Here is an 18,744-nt window from a genome sequence, read left to right as displayed (position 1 = left end):
TCACTGGCCGGGGCCGGGGCCCAGGAACCAGCGGAAATAGGGGTTGTCGCCGTCGCTACGGGCCAGCTCGCGAGCCTCCCGCGCCCAGGCCTGGCGATTGCCGTTGTAGGCGTGCAGGCTGAGGCTGTAGAAGCGCTCCAGCGCCCGCCAGCGGTCATTCACCGCGCTGGCGAAGGCAGGCTCTGCTCCCTGCAGGGGCGGCGCGTCCTTGAGTGCGAGCAAGGTCGGCAGCACGCGGGTGATTTCCCGCGGGCGCACCCAGCCGGCGTACTCGATGCGCGGCTGATCGTCGGTCACTGGTTGGGCATCGCCGGCGAAGCGCTCGAGCCCGGCGCGGTCGGTGATCCAGGTCGCCAGCAGGGCCTGCGCCGAATCGACGCCGACTTCGGCCAGGGCGGCGGCCACCGGTGCTTGCGCCAGGCGCTGGCGAATCCGTGGCACGTTCAGTTCCAGCGGCTGCAGCGAGCCGATCAGGAGCATCTCGTGGAACTCGGTGGTCCACAGCGACGCATGGGGGAATACGTCGATGAAGCTGCGCACCAGCGCACGGCTGTCTTCTTCGTTCTGGGTCGGCAATGGCAGCCACTGCGCCACCAGCCCGTTGGACTGCAGGCGCGCGGCGGCCAGCTGGTAGAAGTCGCGGGAATACAGGTTGACCACGCCAGCGGCCGACGGCGGTGGCGGTTCCAGCGTCACCAGGTCGTAACGCTCCTCGCTGCGCAGCAGTTCGCGACGGCCATCGCGCAGACGGATATCCAGGCGCGGGTCGCTCACGGCAGCGAAGTTGCCCTTGAACTGCGGCGCCGCCTGCAGCACCTCGGGCAGCAACTCGGCCACCACCGGGCGTTCCAGCCCCGGGTAGCGCAGCATTGCCCCGGCGGTGATGCCGGTACCGAAGCCGATGACCAGCGCCGAGCGCGGCTCGCCACGGTGGATCAGCAGCGGCAACAAGGCTTGCAGGCGCATGTAGCGCAGCGATGGCATGGCATCGCCGGTGTTGGACACACCCTGGATGTACAGGCGGCTGAAGGTCTGGCCCTGGCGCCCCTGGCTGACCACGGCCACGGTGCCACCCTTGCCCTCGTGGTAGTAGGTGAGCTGGCCGTTGCGCGCACCGGGCAGCAGCTCGGCCAGGCGCTGGGGCGGCGTGAGAATCGCCACCAGCAAGGTCGCAGCGGCTACCGCGATGACCGCCACAGCCGCCGGGCGCCGCACGCCCTGGCCGCGCCATACCGCCAGCAGGCCGACCAGCGCGGCCAGGCCGGCCAGCACGCCCAGGGCACGCACCAGGCCCAGTTGCGGTACCAGCACGAAGCCGGTGAGCAGCACGCCGACAATCCCGCCCAAGGTATTGAGTGCCACCACCGCGCCCACGTCGCGGCCGACATGGCCGCTGTCCACCGCCAGGCGCAAGGCCAGCGGGAAGGCCGCGCCGAGCAAGGTGGTCGGCAGCAGCACCATGCACAGCGCCGCGGTGGCAAAACGGGCGCACATGCCGGCCAGTTCACTGCCGAACACCTGCAGGGCGAGCATTTCCGCCTGGGTCTGCGCCAGCACCAGCCAGCGCCCCAGCCCGGCGAACTGCAACAGGGCGAGCAAGCCGGCCACGGCGATCAGCAGGCCGAACAGGCCCCAGGGGTCGCGGATACGGTCGGCGCGCCGGGCATACAGGGCACTGCCAGCGAGCAAGCCGCCCAGGTAGGTGGCCAGAACCACGGAAAAGGCGAACGCACGGGTGCTCATGAACGGCACGATCGACTGGCTCCACACCACTTCGTAACCCAGGGCCACGCCCCCGGCGATGCAGTACAGGCCAATGGCGAGCCGCGCCTGCGCGCTGCGCGGGGTCGACGACAACGTGGCCGGTGGCGGCAGCGCGGCATCGCGGCGACGGGCCAGCCAGGCACCCAGGGCGGCCAGCAGGTTGAGCGAGGCGGCGGCGCAGGCGCTGCCGCTGACGCCCAGGCGCGGCAGCAGGACGAAGGCGGCCAGCAAGGTGCCGGCGATGGCGCCGGCGGTGTTCGCCGCGTACAGCCGGCCGCCAGCCTCTGCCAGTTGGCCCGTGGCCGGTGCCAGTGCGCGTACCAGCACCGGCAAGGTGCCGCCCATGAGCAAGGCCGGCAGCCCGACCAGAGCGAACGGCAAGGCCCAGGCGAACAGACCGGCGCTGCCTTCCAGGCGGGCGAACGGCCCCGCGGCGTGGGCCAGGCCCAGGGTGGCGCCGATGCCGAGCACGGCCACGGCCAGCTCCAGGCACACGTAGAGCCGCACCGGGCGCTGCAAGCGGTCGGCCCAACGGCCGAACAGCAGGCCGCCCAGGGCCAGGCCGGCGAAGAAGGCACTGATGCCGGTGGCCACGGCGTGCACTTCCACACCGACCACCAGCGACAGTTGTTTGATCCAGAGGACTTGATAGACCAGGCCGGCGGCGCCGGAGAGGAAGAGCAACGTGGCGGGTAACAGCACCTGCAGGTGCGCCTTGCTGTGCGGCGCGTCGGTGACGACGGAGGATGCTGCTGATGATGCCATGCACGAAGCCCTTGTCTGGTGAAGGTTGGCACTGCAAAAAACGCCTACAGATACACCACCGTTTTCAAAGCCTGCGCTGTACCTGTGGGAGCCGGCTTGCCTGCTCCCACAGGGGATTGCGCATGCTTTCAGGAGGTCACTACTTCTTCATCTTCTCCTCGATCTTCTTGTCCACATCGGCGCGGATCTGGTCGATGCTGAAGCTTGCAGGGCGTTGGCTTGGCGGGTAGTCGACGAAGGTCTGCAGGAACGCGGCAGCCTTCTTGATACCGTTGAAGACAAGGTAGTCGTTCTTGGTCAGCCAGTCATTGTATTGGTCAGATACCACATCGGCGCGCTCGTACGGGTCCATGCGCAGGTTGAACATCTTCGGTACGCGCAGGCAGGTGAACGGCTCGCTCCAGACCGCGAAACCACCCGGTGCACGCTGCTCGCAGAAGACGATTTTCCAGTCGCCATACCGCATCGACACCAGCTCACCGTCATCGTTGAAATAGTAGAACTCGCTGCGGGCGCTCTTGTCGGTCTTGCCGGTGAGCATGTCGAGCTGGTTGAAGCCGTCGAGGTGGACCTTGAAGTTCTTGCCACCCACGTCAGCGCCCTTGAGCAGGCGGTCCTTGATATCGGTGTCGCCGGTTGCGGCCAGCAAGGTCGGGAACCAGTCGAGGCCGGACATCATCTGGGTGTTCACGGTGTCAGCCTTGATCTTGCCTGGCCAGCGCACCATGGCCGGCACCCTGAAGGCGCCTTCCCAGTTGGAGTTTTTCTCGTTGCGGAACGGCGTGGTCGCCGCATCCGGCCAGGACCACTGGTTCGGGCCGTTGTCGGTGGTGTAGACGACGATGGTGTTGTCGGCGACCTTCAAGTCGTCCAGGGTCTTGAGCAGCTTGCCGACATCGCCGTCATGCTCAAGCATGCCGTCGGCATACTCGTTGCCGAGCATGCCGCTCTGCCCTTGCATCGACTCGCGCACATGGGTGAAGGCGTGCATGCGTGTGGTGTTCATCCACACGAAGAATGGCTTGTTGGCCTTGACCTGCTTGTCGATGAAGTTGATGGCAGCCTGGGTAGTTTCGTCGTCGATGGTCTCCATGCGCTTCTTGGTCAGGGCACCGGTGTCCTCGATCTTGCCGTCGGCGCTGGACTTGATCACACCCCGTGGCGAGGCGGCCTTGACGAACTCCTGGTCGTCCTTGGGCCAGTAGGGGCGTTCGGGTTCCTCTTCGGCGTTCAGGTGGTAGAGGTTGCCGAAGAACTCGTCGAAACCATGGTTGGTGGGCAGGTATTCATCCCGGTCGCCGAGGTGGTTCTTGCCGAACTGGCCCGTGGCGTAGCCTTCGGCCTTGAGCGCTTGGGCAATGGTCACGTCACGCGCCTGCAGGCCGACCGGCACACCCGGCATGCCGACCTTGGACAGGCCGGTGCGCAACGCCGACTGGCCGGTGATGAAGGTCGAACGCCCTGCCGTGCAACTGTTCTCCGCATAGTAATCGGTGAACAGCATCCCTTCCTTGGCGATGCGGTCGATGTTCGGTGTCTGGTAACCCACCACGCCCTTACCGTAAGCACTGATGTTGGTCTGGCCGATATCGTCGCCGAATATCACCAGGATGTTCGGCTTGTCTGCCGCACTGGCCAGCCCCGCCGCGAACGTTGCCGTGGCCGCGAGGGCGGCCGCCGACAACCATGCTCTTCTGGACTTCATAGCTACGCTCTCCGTTTCACGTCACTGCCTTGGTCCACGACTTCGTGCACATGGGTTTTGCCGACACGGGGCTGGCCCAGTACTCCTGCGGTTGTTGTCGAAACTCAGGGGGCTTCAAAGGGGTACACACGGCGCCATTCCCCGGCCATGTCCACCACAGTCCAGCCCTTGGCACGGGCCTGGTCGAGGGCTTTGTCCAGGTGCCCGACCTTGCTCGTGCGGTCATAGGCCCATTCGCGATGGGCGTCGGTGTGGTGCACCAGCCCGGCAAAGCGCCGGCCCGGACCGGCCATGGTCCACTGCAGCATCTGCAGGTCACCGTCGGAATTGCCAAAGGCCAGGATCGGGCGCCGGCCGATGACCCAGTCGATGCTCACCGGCTTGCCGGGGCCGTCGTCGTTGTGCTGGATCTTCGGCAGGCGCTGGATGCTTAGCTTGCCCTGCTGGTCCTGGAAGGTGGCAGCAAAGGTAGTGCCAATCACCTGTTCGGGGGGAATGCCGTACACCTCGTCGGCAAAGGCGCGCATGAAGCTCACCTCGCCGCCGGACACGATGTAGGTCTTGAAGCCGTTGTCACGCAGGTAGGCCAGCAGTTCCAGCATCGGCTGGAACACCATCTCGGTGTAAGGCTTGCCGGTGCGCGGGTGGCGGGCGCTGGCCAGCCAGCTGCGGCTGCGGGCGATGAAGTCGGCGCTGCTCATGCCCGAATGGGTGGCGGCGACGATCTTCAGCAGGCCCTCCATGCCCTGGGCGGCCAGGGCCTGGTGGTCGCTTTCCAGCACCGCCTTGAACGGCTGCTGGGTGCGCCATTCGGGGTGTTCGGGGGCCAGGCGCTTGACCTCGTCAATGGCGAACAGCACTTCGAAATACAGCGGTTGCTCGCTCCACAGGGTGCCGTCGTTGTCGAACACGGCGATGCGTTCGGCGGGTGCGACGTAGTCCGGGCCACCGGGCTGGCTGACGGCCTCGACGAAGGCCATGATGGCGCTGCGCGAGGGACCTTCGCGCCAGGCCGGCAGGGGGTCGGCCGCATGGGCCAGCAGCGGCAGCAGCATCAGCATCAGCATCAGGTACAGCAGACCGCGCTGGGAAACGCCAGTTGTCGATTCGCGCATGAATTACCGTCCTTGCGTTTACCTGAATGAGCCATCTCATGGGTTCAATTCATGAAGCCCGTGTTTGCCTGGAGAACTGCCCTGGCCCGCTGCAGGGCCCTGACGCAGGCGCTGCAGCAACTGCTTGCGCTCGCCTGGGCCTGGCGCGTGGTTGGCCTGGGCACCATAGGCAGCTTGGAAAAAGGCTAGCAAATCGTCCTGCGACTGCCCGGCCGAGGGATGTTCACTTGACGACAGGGTGCGCCGCCCGGTGCTGCGCCGTACCCACAGGTACACGCCGTCCAGCCGCGCCGGCTGGTGGGCGCACTGCTGGCGGGCCTGGCGCCAGGCGTAGCCGGGCGAGTCGAGCCAGGCCTGATGGCGCCGCGCCCGCCAGTGCCGCAGCCACTGCCAGCCCGCCCGCCCCCATGCGCGCCCAACCCACGCCAGGCTTCCCAGCACCAGCAGCAACGCCAGCAGCAGTAACCCATGGCTGGCGATACTGACTTGCGCGCCCTGCCCCAGGGCGCGCAAGTCTTCCTTGAGGGAGAACGGCGCCTGGTAGCTACCCGCCTCGGCCACCACGTCCACGGCGGGCACCGAGGCCGTGTGCGGCTCGCCCGTGGCCGCATCCCACCATTTCACTTCGATGGCCGGCAGACGGTAGCGCCCCGCCGCCGTGGCCACATAGCTGACGCTGTCTTCGCGCTGGCCGCCGAGCGTGCCGCCACGGCCATCGCTGAGCGGCGTGACGTGGGGGGTCGACACATAGCGCTTGAGGCCATCGACCTCGGCGAAACGCGGCGGCGGAATCAGCATGGCCTGCGCACCGGTGGCCTTGATGTGCAGGCGACGGGTGATGCTGTCACCGGCCCGCAACGGGCTGTGCGAGGGCTCGATGGCCTGGGTCAGTTCGACCTGCTGGGCGACCAGGCGCTGTTCGTCGGAGGTGCTGGCCGGCCCCTTGGCCTCGAACGCCAGCGGCTGGCTGTGCACCGTCATGACAGTACTGGCCGGGCCCGGCTGGACCTGGAAGGCCAGCGCCGGGATGCTGAATCGCTGGGCCTGGATGGGCGTGATCTGGTAGTGGTAGCGCAGGCCGAAGAAGGCCTTGCCGTCGAGCTGCTGGTTCAAATGCTGGGCCTCGCCGCTGGGCGGGCTCACTACCGCGCCCGCCAGCTGCAGGGGCGGCAGTAACGGGGCATCGGTGAACCAGGTATCGACCAGCAGGTCCACCTCCAGGCTCACCGTGGCCCCTGTCATGATGGCGGTGTCCGGCACCAGCCGCGCCTGCACCCGCACCTCGGGGTCGGCAGCATTCGCCAGGCCCACCAGGCCAATCAGCAGCAGCAAGGCCCAGCGCATCATGGTGCCTCCTTGGCAGCCTGTTGGCGCGCGGCATCCTGGAGCGCAAACTTGCGCTTGAGGAACTGCGCCGGCGAGGTGGTCAGGTTGTTCAGCCACAACTCATCGGAGGCGGCCTGCGGCGTCTGTTGCTGCTGTTGCTTGCCACCCGCAGCGGGGGTCTGGTCCTCGACCACCTTGTCGGCTTTCTCGTCGGGCGGGCTTGCCTGCTGCTGGTCCTCGTAGTCCTTGAGCAGCGCCTCGGCCAAGGCCAGGTTGGCCTGGGCCTCTGCAAATGCGGGTTGCAGGCGCAGGGCCTGCTGGTAGGCGGCGATGGCCTGGGGGAACTTGAACAGGCGCACGAAGCTGTTGCCCTGGTAGAACCAGGCAGGTGCCGTGTCGACCTTGCCCAGGCTGGCCAGCGCCGCCTGGAAGTCGGCGGCCTCGTAGGCTGCCACGCCCTTCCAGTACGGGTCGTGGAACTGCGCCGCGGCCTGCGGGTAGTGCCCATGTTCGAAGGCCCAGCGCCCTTGCTGGTCGGCGGTGAAGAAGGCATCGGCCAGCGCCCCGGCCCGCGCCGGCTCCGCCGTGCCGCCCAGCAGCAAGGCCAGCAGCAGGCCCGGCAGCCAGTTCACCCGCCAGCCCCGGCGCACGCTGAGCAGCACCAGCGCCAGCAAAGGCCAGCACAGCCAATAGCCGGCATCTTTCCAGTGCAACTGTGCATCAAGGCCACTGGCAGCCTTGAAGTGGCGCTGGGCATGCAGCTCGATCCAGTCCAGGTCATCGTCGTTCAGCGACAGGCTGCCCAGCGGCGCATTCGCCGCCTTGGCCAGGCCTTCGAGGCCCTTGGCATCGAAATCGCCCTGCACCGGCCGCCCCTCGGCATCGAGCCTGGGCAGGCCCTGGGCATCGCGCAAAGGCCCGGTCGACTGGCTGCCGACCGCCAGCACCAGCACCTGCAGCGCTTTGCCGTGCAGGCGCTTGCCGATCGCCTCGAACTGGCTGGCATCGGCGCCATCGGTGAGTAGCACCAGGCTGCCGGGCGACTTTTCCGCATCCAGCAGCCTGAGCGCCTCGTCGATCGCGCCCAGCGCGTCCTTGCCGGGCTTGCTCATCAGGTCGGTGGCCAGGGCCTGGATGAAGGTGTCGAGCAGCGCCGGGTCGTCGGTGGCCGGCAACACCAGGTGTGCGCTGCCGGCGTAGGCGATCAGCGCGGTGCGCGCGCCGCCTCGGCGCAGCACCAGGTCGTGCAGGGTGTGCTGTACCGCCGCCAAGCGGCTGGGCGGTACGTCGGCGGCAGCCATCGAGGGCGACAGATCCACAGCGAGGATCAGGGGCGCGCGGTCATCCAGGAAATCCGGCAGGTCCTGCTCCCAGGTCGGCCCTGCAGCGGCCAGGGCGCCGAGCACCAGGATGGCGCCGAGCAGGTGCACGGGGCGCCAGCGCCGCTGCTCCTTAGGGGTGATCAGCAAGTGCGCGACCAGGTGCGGGGCGATGATGCCGTCGAGCTGGCGGCGCAGGTCATGCCGGCGCAGCCACAGCACCGGGAGCAATACACCCGGCAGCACGAGCAGCAGCCACAGTGGCCGCAGGAAGTGGAACGCGCTGAGGTCGAGGATCATGCCCTGGGCTCCACGGTCTTCGGCTGGCGACCGGCCACCCGGGCGCGCAGCAGCGCCAGCAACTGGCCCGCCAGCAGCAGTGCCAGGGCCGCACCCAGCGGCCAGGCGAACAGGTCGCGTTTGGGCTGGTGGCTGAAGGTCTTGACCTTGTGCGGTGTCAGGCGGTCGAGGGTGGCGTACACCTGCTCCAGCGCCTGGCGATCGTCGGCGCGGAAGAACTGCCCGCCGGTGGTACGGGCAATCGCCTGAAGAGCTGCCAGGTCGACCTTGGCATCACCGGTGGCCTGCGGGTCACCGATACCGATGGTATGTACCACGATATGATTCACCCGGGCCAGGCGCGCCGCATGGTCGGGCGTGATGGCGCTGCCGGTGTCGTTGCCGTCGGTGAGCAGGATCAACACCTTCTCTGGCGCCTGGGCCTTGGCCATCGCCTTGATGGTCAGGCCGATGGCATCGCCCAGCGCGGTGTTGGGCCCGGCCATGCCGATGCCCACTTCGTCCAACAGCATCAGCAGGCTGGCGTGGTCGAGGGTCAATGGCGCCTGGGGATAGGCCCCAGTGCCGAACACGATCAGGCCGATGCGGTCATCCTTGCGCCGGGCAATGAAATCACGCACCACCGACTTCACCGCCATCAGGCGGTCGGTGCGCTGGCCCTCGGCGTTGGTGTAGTCGGTGGCCGACATGGATTGCGAGATATCGATGGCCAGCATCATGTCGCGAATGGGTTGCTCGCGCTGGATCGGCCGCTCCACCAGCACCGGCCTGGCACAGGCGGCGACCACCAGCCCCCAGACCAGCACATTGAGCAGCAGCTGCCCTCGCCCGCCGCTGGCGCTCGCCGCGCCCGGCTGTTTGCCCACGGCGCGGCTCATGGCGGCGAAAAACGGTACCCGCAGAGCGCTGCGGCTTTCCTGGTAGACGCCCAGCACCCGGTAGGCCAGCCAGGCCAGGGGCAACAGCAGGAACACCCAGGGGTAGTCAAACTGCCACATGGTGCCCCTCGATCCAGCTGCGGCTGGTGCTGAACAAGGTGTTCACCTGCGGCGCCTGCAGCGTGAGCAAATAGGCATCCGGCGCATAGGCAAGCTGCTGCAGGGTGTCGGCAAACCCTTCGGGCAAGGGCTGCCGCGCACGCTGGGCGAGAAACGCCTGCCATTGCGCGCCGGTCAGGCTGGCCACCGACGGCGCATCTGGCATCGACAAGGCCACGCGCTTGAGCAGCGCGGGTAATTCGCGCAGGCCGGCCAGCCCGGCAGCGCTCAGTTGATCGAGGCGCTGCAGGGCTTCGCGGCGGTAACGGTCGCGCTGCCAACGGCGCCAGCGCAGGGCCGCCCAGAGCAGCACGGCTGCCAGCAGCAGCACGCCCAGCAGCAGCCAGGCCCAGGTCTGCGGCAGATAGCTGAACGGCGGCGCGCCGGGCGCCAGTTCGCGCAGCTGGTCGATGGCCGGCACCGGGGCAGTCATCGTGGTCCCTGGGCCAGGCGGCCCAGCTCCCGGCGCAACTGCTCCAGGCTGTCGTCGCCGGTGCTCACCAGCAGCAACGGCACCTGGCTGCGGCGCAGCAGTTCGGCGACATCGCGCAGGCGCCCGGCGAGAAACTCGCCCAGGGGCCGGCTGATCCGCCGCTGGCCGACCTCCAGTTCAACCTGCTGGGCGCCCTGGGTCACATTGAGCCGGCCTTTGTCCGGCAGCTGCAGGGCGATAGGGTCATAGACCTGGATGGCGATCACGTCGTTGTGCTGGCGCAACTGGCGCAGCAACGGCAGGGTGTCAGGACCGATGCCGGCGAAGTCGCTGATGATGCAGATCAGGTGGTCGTGGCCCGCCGAGGCCACGCAGCTGCGCAGCACCCTGTCCAGTTGTGCGTCGTTCTCGGCGTCGGCCGCATAGGCCGACAAGCGCTGGTTGGCGTTGACCACCGCACTGCACAACGCCTCGACCCGCGCCCGGCTGCGCAACGGGCGCACGTAGTCGACCTGCTGGTTGCCGAAGACCATGCCACCGACCCGGTCCCCGGCATGGAAGGCCATCCACGCGCAGATGGCCGCCACCTGCGCGGCGCTGACCGACTTGAAGTAGCGCTGCGAGCCGAAGTACATGCTCATGCGCTGGTCGACCAGCACCAGCGTGGGCCGGTCGCGCTCCTCGGTGAAGGTGCGCACGAAGGGCTTGCCATAGCGCAGCGAGGCGCGCCAGTCGAGGTGGCGCAGGTCATCGCCGGGGATATAGTGGCGCAGCTCATCGAAGCTCAGGCCCCGCCCGCGCAGGCGCGAGGCATGGTTGCCGGAGAGGATGCTCGACAGCGGCTGGCGGGCGACGAAGCTCAAGCCCCGGGCACGCGCCTCCAGCGCCATCAATTCGGCGAGGGAGGCATACACGAAACCGTCGGCGGCAACGCTGCTCATGGGCATCTCCGTCAGGCGGGAATGGCCACCTTGTCCAGCAGCCGGTCGATGACCTGGTCGGCGCTCACGCCATCGCTGATGGCGTCATAGGACAGCTGCAGGCGGTGGCGCAGGACCGGGTGCACCACGGCACGCACATTGTCCGGTGAAACGAAGTCCTGGCCGTTGAGCCAGGCGTGGGCCCGCGACACCCGGTCGAGGCTGATGCCGCCGCGCGGGCTGGCACCGATATTGATCCAGCGCGCCAGGTCGGCATCGTAGTCGGCGGGGTGGCGGGTGGCGTTGACCAGGTCGATGAGGTAGCGGTCGATGGCCGCGGCGACATGCACCTGGGCCACCTCGCGACGGGCGTCGAAGATCACCTGCTGGGCCAGGCGCGCCGGTTGCGCCGCGCCGTCCTGGCTGGCCTGGTCCTCTTCGCGCACCAGGCGCAGCACCTGGGTTTCGTCTTCCGGGCTTGGGTAGTCGAGCTGCAGCTTCATCAGGAAGCGGTCCATCTGCGCCTCGGGCAACGGGTAGGTGCCCTCCTGCTCGATGGGGTTCTGGGTCGCCAGCACCATGAACAGGCCCGGCATCGGGTAACTCTGCCCGGCCACGGTGATCTGCCGCTCTTCCATGGCCTCGAGCAAGGCGGCCTGGACCTTGGCCGGGGCGCGGTTGATTTCGTCGGCAAGAATGACGTTGCCGAACAGCGGGCCGGGCTGGAAACGGATGCTGTTGCCTTCGGCGGTCTGCTGCAGGATCTCGCCGCCGGTGATGTCCGAAGGCAGCAGGTCAGGGGTGAACTGAATGCGCCGCATCTGGGCTTCCAGGTGCGTGGCCAGGGCTTTTACCGTGCGGGTCTTGGCCAGGCCTGGGAGGCTTTCGAGCAGCACATGACCGTTGGCGAGCAGGCCCAGCAGCACGTGGCGGATGGTCTCGGCCTGGCCGAGGACCTTTTCCGCGACCGAGGCTTCCAGTGCCTGGACGTGTTGGTGAGTGTTCACGGGGCGAAGGTTCCTGGGTGGCTAGGGGTCTGGTAAATCTAGTTGGGTTGGGGTGGGGTGCAATGGGGTGTCGTGAAGAGAACAAGGTGGGGCTCAAGATCCGAAACTTGCGCGATCCTTGTGGGAGCAACTGTCTTGCTCAATATCTAAAAGCTGACGCGATTCCTGTGGGAGCCGGCTTGCCGGCGATGAGGCCAGGACAAGCACCACGATATAGCCTGTTCGGGCCCTATCGCCGGCAAGCCGGCTCCCACAGGTGCACCACTGCCTTCGCGGGCGGTGCTTTCCCCTCAAGGCTGTTTCTGCCAATAGGGTTCGATCCCACGCAACCGCTGATCCTCCGGCGCCACCTCGCGCATCCGTTGCACATACGGCCAGGCCTGCTCGCGCTCACCCGCCAGGGCATGCAGGTAGATCAGCGAATACAACAGATCCGTATCCTCCGGCGCCTGCTCCAGGCCGCTGCGCAACGCCTGCAGCGCCTCATCCCGGCGGTTGATCCGCGACAGCAACAACCCCTGGTTGTAACGAATCCGTGTATTGCCCGGCAACGCCACGGCAGCCCGCTCCATCCAGTCCACCGCTTCCTCGGGCTTGCCCCGCTCCACCAGCAACAACGCCAGCATGTATGCCAGATTGCCGCGGTCCGGCGCCGGCATCTTGTCCAGCGCCACGCCTTCACGCAGCAACTGCTCGGCATCGTCCAAACGCTGGCTGCCGCTGGCCAGGGTCACCAGGTTGACCCTGGCCGGAACGAAGTACGGGTCCATGCGCAAGGCCTGGCGATACTGCTCCATGGCCTGCTCGTCGCGGCCCTGGCGCTGCATCAGCACCGCCAGGTTGAGCCGCCCGCCCGGCAGGTCGGCGTTGCTGCGCAGGCGCTGCTCGTAATCGGCGAGCATGGCGGCGTATGGCTGGCGGTCGGCTTCAGGCAGCTGCGCGGCAGGGACGTCGGCCAGTGCCCGCACGGCTTCGTCACGCACCGCCAGGATCGGGTCCTGCAACAACGGCAGCAAGGGCGCCACGCGCTGCTCGGGCGGCACGCGGCTGAAGCCGTTCACTGCGTAGGCGCGCACCACCGCATCCTGGTCCTGCAGCGCCCAGCGCAGGTTGCTGCTGGCCGCAGGCCCCATGCCCGCCAACTGCTCGGCGGCGGTCGCCCTGACGATGGCGGGGTTGCTCTTGTCTGCCAGCACATAACCCAGTCGGCTAAGGCCAGTAGCAGGGTCTTCGCGCACGGCATGGAAGCTCTCGCCGTAATGGGCCGGGCGCTTGGGGTTGGCGAACCAACTGTCGATGGCGCTGGCGGCCCAGGCTGGCTGGCGGTCCTTATGGCACGCCGTGCAGGCATCCGGGCCGATGCCTTGGGCAGCCAGGTCGGGCCGTGGAATGCGCAGGGCGTGGTCGCGCCGAGGGTCGACGACCATGTAGTCCTTGCTCGGCATGTGGCAGCTCACGCACTGCGCCCCCGGCGAACCGGCAGCATGGTGATGGTGCTCGGGGCTGTCGTAGTCCTTGGCCTGCAAGCCGGCGAAGCGCGCAGTATTGGGCTGGGTGTTGTGGCACTGCAGGCACAGGCCATTGCCTTCGATGCGCACCTGGGTGGTGTGCGGGTTGTGGCAGTCGGTGCAGGTGACCCCGGCGGCATACATCTTGCTCTGGGTGAATGAGCCGTACTCGTACACTTCGCCGTCGATCTGCCCGTCGGCGTGATACAGCCCATTGCGCAGGGTGGCCGGCAAGCTCTGATCAAGCTGCGGGTGCCCAGGCAACTGGCCGGTGCCCAACCCCTGCCGCCGGCTGTGGCAATAGGCACACTGTTCCACCAGCCCCTTGCTGCCCAACGCCTTGAAATCCACTGCCAGCCCTTGGGCAGGCGAGGCACCTGGGTTGCGCGTGGCCCAGTCGACATGGGCCTGGCTTGGCCCATGGCAGCCTTGGCAACCCACGGTCTTTTCCTGCCAGGTGCTGGCGAAGCTGTCCTTGGCATCGTCGTAGTGCTTGGCCAAACCGGTGGAATGGCAGTCGGCGCACATGCCGTTCCAGTTCTGGTAACGGCCGGTCCAGTGCAGCGGGTCGTCCGGGGCGAAGCGTTGCCCGGGATACAGCGAGAACCAGCGCTGGCCGCCCTGCTCCGCCGGCCGGCTGTCCCAGGCGATGGTCAAGGCCTGCAATCGTCCCCGCGACAGCGCCACCAGGTATTGCTGCAGCGGCGAATAGCCAAAGGTGTAGAGCACCTTGAAGTCGGCCGGCTTGCCGTCCTCGCCTTCGATGTTGACGTAAAAGCTGTCGCCCTTGCGATAGAAACGCGCCTTGACCCCATCCTGGTCGTAGCGCACGTCATCGAAGTTGCCCAGCACGTTGCCCGCGCTGGCATCGCGCAGCGCCCAGGCATGGTCGGAATGCTGCCATTGCCCAGCCTGTTCGGCATGACAGGCCTGGCAACTGCCGGCATCGGCGTAACCTGCGCGATCCTTGGCCTGCATCGGCAATTGTCCAGCATCTGGGGCTGCGGCACAGAACCCGGCGCCGCACAGTGCCAACAACATGACCAACACCCGCCCCACTTGCACTGCTTGTGCACACCACCCCATTCGTCAGCTCCACGGTCATTGCAGTTCGCCTTGTAGCAGGCTGTTCTTTGTCGTGCTCATGCCCCGAAGCACTGCTTCACCCTAGTACAGGCGCTCCAAGGCTGCCGCCACGGCGCGCCACAAGCGCCTCTATACCGCGCGATTGGGCAAAATCCAGTTTCCTTCCTAGTATGAGAATTCGAACCGTTCGCGCTGCGCTTCAAGAAGTTTCTCAGGAAGGAGTCGAGGATGCCGTTGCCCGTCGTTAAACACCGTTACCTGCCGCTGTTGCTGGCCCTGGCCAGTGTCGCCGTACATGCCGAGCAAGAAACTACGGGCGAAGACCCACAACTGATTCGGGTGCTGCTCGCTGCAGAGCTGGAAACCACCCTGTCCAGCCAGATGAGCGGCACCTTGGGCGAACTCAAGACCCGCTTTGGCGAGCATGTGGCCAAGGGCGCCACCCTGGCACGTTTCAACTGCAACGAGGCTCAGGCACGGGACAAGGTCGCGGTGGCCGAGCTGGCCATGGCGCGGCAGAACCTGGAAGCCAAGAAGCAGCTGCGCAAGCTCGATGCCGTGGGCGATATCGAAGTGGCCGCGGCCAACACCGAAGTGCAGAAGGCCGCTGGCGCGCGCGCCATGGGTGAGGCGCAGATGAGTTACTGCCAGGTGCTGGCGCCGTTCTCCGGGCATGTCGCCAAGGTGTATGTAAAGCCCTACCAGACCGTCAGCGCCGGTACGCCGCTGTTCGACCTGGTCAGCGACGGCGCCTTGAAGGTGCGCCTCAATGTGCCTTCCAGCCAATTGAAGTCCCTCAGCCCCGGTCAGCCGCTTCAGGTGACCGTGCACGAGACAGGCAAGACCTACCCCGCCAAGGTCAGCGTCATCAACGCCCGGGTCGATGCCGTGGCGCAGACCGTGGAATTGGAGGCGCGCTTTGATCAGCGCTTCCCTGAACTGATGGCCGGCATGAGCGGCACCGCGCGGTTCGACCATGACCGTGAATAGGCCGCTCCCCCATCCACAGTTGCTGCTGCAACTGGACGCCCTGCGCGACAAGGCCATGGCCGTCGAAACGCTGGGCGCCCTGGCGTTCAGCATGGCCAACGACCTGTACCCGCTGCTGCCCTTCCACCAGGCGCTGGTGTTCGAGCAGAACAAGGCCGGCCTCGATCTGCTGTGCGTCTCGGGCCTGGCGCGGCCCAGCGAAGACTCGCCGTACCTGGTCTGGCTCAAGCGCGCCAGCCGCTGGCTCGCCGAGCGCCTGGTCGAACCGCAACCCACCTGGTTGACCCAGGACAACGCCACGCCGCCGCAGGACATCGCCCAAGGCTGGGCCGAGTGGTGGCCCAGCGGTCTATGGTGCATACCGCTGCACGGCCCTGACGGCGAGCGGCTCGGCGTATTGGTGCTGCTGCTGGAAGCAGAACCGCCCGCGATGCTGCACCAGCAACTCGACGGCCTGACGCGCACCTGGGCCTACTGCTGGCGCACGCTCACCCGCCGTCGGCACATCAGCCGTTGGCGCCCCAGCCGCCGCCAGGTGCTGCTGACACTGCTGGTGGCCGGTGCGCTGTTGCTGGTACCGGTGCGGCAGACGGCGCTGGCACCGGCGCAGATCGTCTCGCGCCAGGCACTGATCATCAGCTCGCCCATCGATGGCGTGATCGCCCAGGTGCTGGTGCGCCCCAACCAGTCTGTGGACGCCGGCACACCGTTGTTCACCCTCGATGAAACTACCCTGCGCAGCCGCGCCGAGGTACTCGGCAAGGAGGTCGCGGTGGCCGATGCCGAGCTGCTGGCCGCCAGCCAGCGGGCGTTCGACAACCCGCAAAGCAAGAACGAGCTGACCTTGCTGCAAGGCCGGGCCCAGCAGCGCCGGGCCGAACTGGCCGCCGTGCAGGCCCAGTTGCAGCGTACCCAGGTGGTGTCGCCGCGGGCCGGCGTTGCGGTGTTCAGCGACCCCAATGACTGGATCGGCAAACCGGTGTCGACCGGCGAGCGCATCCTGCACGTGGCCGACCCCGCACAACCGGCGATGCAGATCCAGCTGGCCGTGGCCGACGCCATCGCTCTGGAGCCGGGCGCCGAGGTCACGCTATTCCTCACCGCCTACCCGCTCAGCCCGCTCAAGGGCAAGATCCTCGAAACCAGCTACCAGGCCAAGCCCGGCGACGACGGCGTGGTCGCCTACCGCTTGCTGGCGAGCATCGACGAGCACTCCGAACATGCCCGCCTGGGCCTGCACGGCACCGCCAAGCTGTATGGCGGCCGCGTGATGCTCGGCTATTACCTGCTGCGTCGCCCCCTGGCCACCTTGCGTGCCTGGAGTGGCTGGTGATGCTCGACCTCAGCGACCTGCCACTGCCGCCGCTGCGCGAAGACCTGCGCCTGTGCGAAGCCGCCGACAACCGAGACGGAGAACCGGCGTGGATGATCCACGACACGGTAATCAACCGCTTCTACCGCATCGGCTGGCTGGAGTTCGAATGCCTGCTGCGCTGGGGCCAGACACCGCGCCAGGTCAGTGAACAGGTGTCGCGTGACAGCGCGCTCAAACCGGATGTCGAGCAGGTGTTGGCGCTGCGTGCCTTTCTCGAACAACACAACTTGTTGCGTCCTGGCCCCGAGCAACTGGCCAGGTTGCAGAACGCCTTCGATGCGCGTACCTGGTCGAGCTGGCGCTGGTGGCTGCATCACTACCTGTTCTTCCGCATCCCGCTGCTGCGCCCGCAAGCCGGGCTGCAACATCTGGCCAAGGCCCTGGGCTGGCTGTTCCATCCACTCACCGGCGTGCTGGTGATCGCCCTGACCCTGCTGGGGGTGATCCTGGTGATGCAGCAATGGGACAGCTTCACCCATGCGGTAGTGGAGTCGTTCTCCACCGAAGGGTTGTTCAGCTTCGCCCTGGCGCTGGTGGTCGCCAAGACCCTGCACGAGCTTGGCCATGCGCTGGTCGCCACGCGCCTGGGCTTGCGCGTCGGGCACATGGGCGTGGCGTTCCTGGTGCTGTGGCCGATGCTGTACACCGACACCGGCGAAAGCTGGAAGCTCAAGCGCGCCCACCAACGCCTGGCGATCGCTTCGGCGGGCATCGTCACCGAACTGTCGCTGGCGGGCCTGGCCACCTTGGGCTGGGCCTTGAGCGACGACGGTGCCCTGCGCAATGCCCTGCTGTACCTGGCGACCACCAGCTGGGTGCTGTCGCTGGCGCTCAACGCCAGCCCGTTCATGCGCTTCGACGGCTACTTCATCCTCAGTGACCTGCTCGATTTCCCCAACTTGCACGAGCGCGCCTCGGCCATGGCACGGGTTGCCCTGCGCCGTCATCTGCTGGGGCTGAACGAGGCCTGGCCGGAGCCGTTTCCCGTCGGCCAGCGGCGCCTGCTGGTGGCGTTCGCCTTCGCGACCTGGCTGTATCGCCTGGTGCTGTTCCTGGGCATCGCCGTGGCGGTGTACCTGTTCTTCTTCAAACTGCTGGGGATCGTACTGTTCATGGTCGAATTGGCGTGGTTCATCGCCTTGCCGGTAAAGCGCGAGCTCAGTCACTGGTGGCAGCAGCGGGCGTTCATTCCCGGGCAGCGCAAGCGGCTGTTCTACCTGTGCCTGGGGTTGTTGGTGCTGGCCTTGGCCGTGCCTTGGCACAGCCAGGTGGATGCCGTGGGCGTGGCCCGTGCCGAACACCAGCTGCGCGTCTACACGCCCTACCCGGCACGGCTCAAGCGCCTGCATGCCCCAGCCCAGGTCAAGGCCGGTGAGGTCCTTGCGGTACTCGATGAACCGGACCTGGATTCGCGCATGCGCAGCAGCGAAGCCAGTGCGCGCAGCTACCAGGCGCGGTTGTCGGGGTTGCTGGCCGACCCCAGCGGGCTGGCCGAGGATGCCGCCACCCAGCAACGCCTGAGGGTGCAAAACGAGGAAGCCCGCTCCGCGCGCCGGGAGATCGCCCGCCTCAACCTGCAGGCACCGTTCGCCGGCAACTGGCTGGATGTGGACCGCGACTTGCAGCCCGGCCAGTGGCTCAACCGCCAGGAGCCGCTGGGCATCCTGATCGACCCCAGCCACTGGCAGGTCGATGCCTACGTCGCCCAGGACCAGGTGCACCACCTGGCCGTGGGCAACCCGGTGAAGTTCTACCCCGAAGGCCAGGCCACCGCGCTGCACGGCAAGGTACTGGCCATCGGCAGCACCCGCGCCGGGCAGTTGGCCCACCGCATGTTGTCTTCGCAGTTCGGCGGCCCGGTGCCCACCAGCGGCCAATCGCTCACGCCCAACGCGGCGTTGTTCCAGGTGCTGATCGCCCTGGATGAGCCGCTGGCCAGCGTGCGCGAAACCCGCGGCAAGCTGCAGATCGAAGGGGAAAAACGCAGCGTGCTGGGCGAGCTGGGCAAATGGTTGTTGGGTGTTGGCTTGCGCGAAAGCGGGTTCTGAATCCGCCTCTCGGCGGCTGGCCAACCACGTTTTAAAAACCCGGCTA

The 18,744-nt window shown here is 67.2% G+C and carries 13 protein-coding genes; 3 read left to right on the top strand and 10 right to left on the bottom strand.

Annotated features, from left to right (window positions below):
* The 10 genes from ACIPZG_RS09675 to ACIPZG_RS09630 form a co-directional block, all read right to left on the bottom strand.
* Complete coding sequence (locus ACIPZG_RS09675; RefSeq protein WP_400712766.1) at window positions 1-2,529, bottom strand: fused MFS/spermidine synthase; 2,529 nt, start codon at window positions 2,527-2,529, stop codon at window positions 1-3.
* 139 nt (window positions 2,530-2,668) lie between these two features.
* Window positions 2,669-4,234 carry an arylsulfatase gene (locus tag ACIPZG_RS09670; RefSeq protein ID WP_400712763.1) on the bottom strand — a complete coding sequence of 522 codons (1,566 nt, stop codon included), beginning with the start codon at window positions 4,232-4,234 and terminating at the stop codon, window positions 2,669-2,671.
* 104 nt (window positions 4,235-4,338) lie between these two features.
* Window positions 4,339-5,301 (bottom strand): HAD family hydrolase, encoded by a 963-nt coding sequence (locus tag ACIPZG_RS09665; RefSeq protein ID WP_400713297.1) that lies wholly within the window; start codon window positions 5,299-5,301, stop codon window positions 4,339-4,341.
* Between the two features lie 84 nt (window positions 5,302-5,385).
* Window positions 5,386-6,696, bottom strand: a complete 1,311-nt coding sequence (locus ACIPZG_RS09660) for a hypothetical protein (protein WP_400712760.1) — start codon at window positions 6,694-6,696, stop codon at window positions 5,386-5,388.
* Entirely contained in the window at window positions 6,693-8,294 is a 1,602-nt protein-coding gene (locus ACIPZG_RS09655; RefSeq protein ID WP_400712757.1) for a VWA domain-containing protein, read from the bottom strand. The genes ACIPZG_RS09660 and ACIPZG_RS09655 overlap by 4 nt, the downstream gene beginning before the upstream one ends.
* The gene (locus ACIPZG_RS09650) at window positions 8,291-9,292 is read right to left on the bottom strand and encodes a vWA domain-containing protein (RefSeq protein ID WP_400712754.1); all 1,002 of its coding nucleotides are present in this window, start codon (window positions 9,290-9,292) and stop codon (window positions 8,291-8,293) included. Before ACIPZG_RS09650 ends, ACIPZG_RS09655 begins: the two co-directional genes overlap by 4 nt.
* Window positions 9,279-9,764, bottom strand: a complete 486-nt coding sequence (locus ACIPZG_RS09645) for a DUF4381 domain-containing protein (RefSeq protein ID WP_400641964.1) — start codon at window positions 9,762-9,764, stop codon at window positions 9,279-9,281. The genes ACIPZG_RS09650 and ACIPZG_RS09645 overlap by 14 nt, the downstream gene beginning before the upstream one ends.
* On the bottom strand, window positions 9,761-10,711 hold the full coding sequence (locus tag ACIPZG_RS09640; protein ID WP_400712751.1) for a DUF58 domain-containing protein: 951 nt from the start codon (window positions 10,709-10,711) through the stop codon (window positions 9,761-9,763). Before ACIPZG_RS09640 ends, ACIPZG_RS09645 begins: the two co-directional genes overlap by 4 nt.
* Window positions 10,712-10,716: 5 nt before the next feature.
* On the bottom strand, window positions 10,717-11,691 hold the full coding sequence (locus ACIPZG_RS09635) for an AAA family ATPase (protein WP_400641966.1): 975 nt from the start codon (window positions 11,689-11,691) through the stop codon (window positions 10,717-10,719).
* Between the two features lie 290 nt (window positions 11,692-11,981).
* Window positions 11,982-14,240 carry a tetratricopeptide repeat protein gene (locus ACIPZG_RS09630; RefSeq protein WP_400712748.1) on the bottom strand — a complete coding sequence of 753 codons (2,259 nt, stop codon included), beginning with the start codon at window positions 14,238-14,240 and terminating at the stop codon, window positions 11,982-11,984.
* A 273-nt stretch (window positions 14,241-14,513) separates the two neighbouring features.
* On the opposite strand from ACIPZG_RS09630, the gene ACIPZG_RS09625 reads away from it, so the two are divergent.
* The 3 genes from ACIPZG_RS09625 to ACIPZG_RS09615 are packed head-to-tail and all read left to right on the top strand — an operon-like array spanning window position 14,514 to window position 18,698.
* Window positions 14,514-15,275 carry an efflux RND transporter periplasmic adaptor subunit gene (locus tag ACIPZG_RS09625; RefSeq protein ID WP_008099238.1) on the top strand — a complete coding sequence of 254 codons (762 nt, stop codon included), beginning with the start codon at window positions 14,514-14,516 and terminating at the stop codon, window positions 15,273-15,275.
* The gene (locus ACIPZG_RS09620; protein ID WP_400712745.1) at window positions 15,262-16,608 is read left to right on the top strand and encodes an efflux RND transporter periplasmic adaptor subunit; all 1,347 of its coding nucleotides are present in this window, start codon (window positions 15,262-15,264) and stop codon (window positions 16,606-16,608) included. The genes ACIPZG_RS09625 and ACIPZG_RS09620 overlap by 14 nt, the downstream gene beginning before the upstream one ends.
* Window positions 16,608-18,698 carry an HlyD family efflux transporter periplasmic adaptor subunit gene (locus tag ACIPZG_RS09615; protein WP_400712743.1) on the top strand — a complete coding sequence of 697 codons (2,091 nt, stop codon included), beginning with the start codon at window positions 16,608-16,610 and terminating at the stop codon, window positions 18,696-18,698. Before ACIPZG_RS09620 ends, ACIPZG_RS09615 begins: the two co-directional genes overlap by 1 nt.
* Window positions 18,699-18,744: the final 46 nt, after the last annotated feature.

It is taken from the genome of Pseudomonas sp. NPDC089395, assembly GCF_044749525.1.
Lineage (GTDB): Bacteria > Pseudomonadota > Gammaproteobacteria > Pseudomonadales > Pseudomonadaceae > Aquipseudomonas.
The sequence above is the reverse complement of the archived record's forward strand: the minus strand, read 5'-3'. Positions and strand labels throughout refer to the sequence as shown.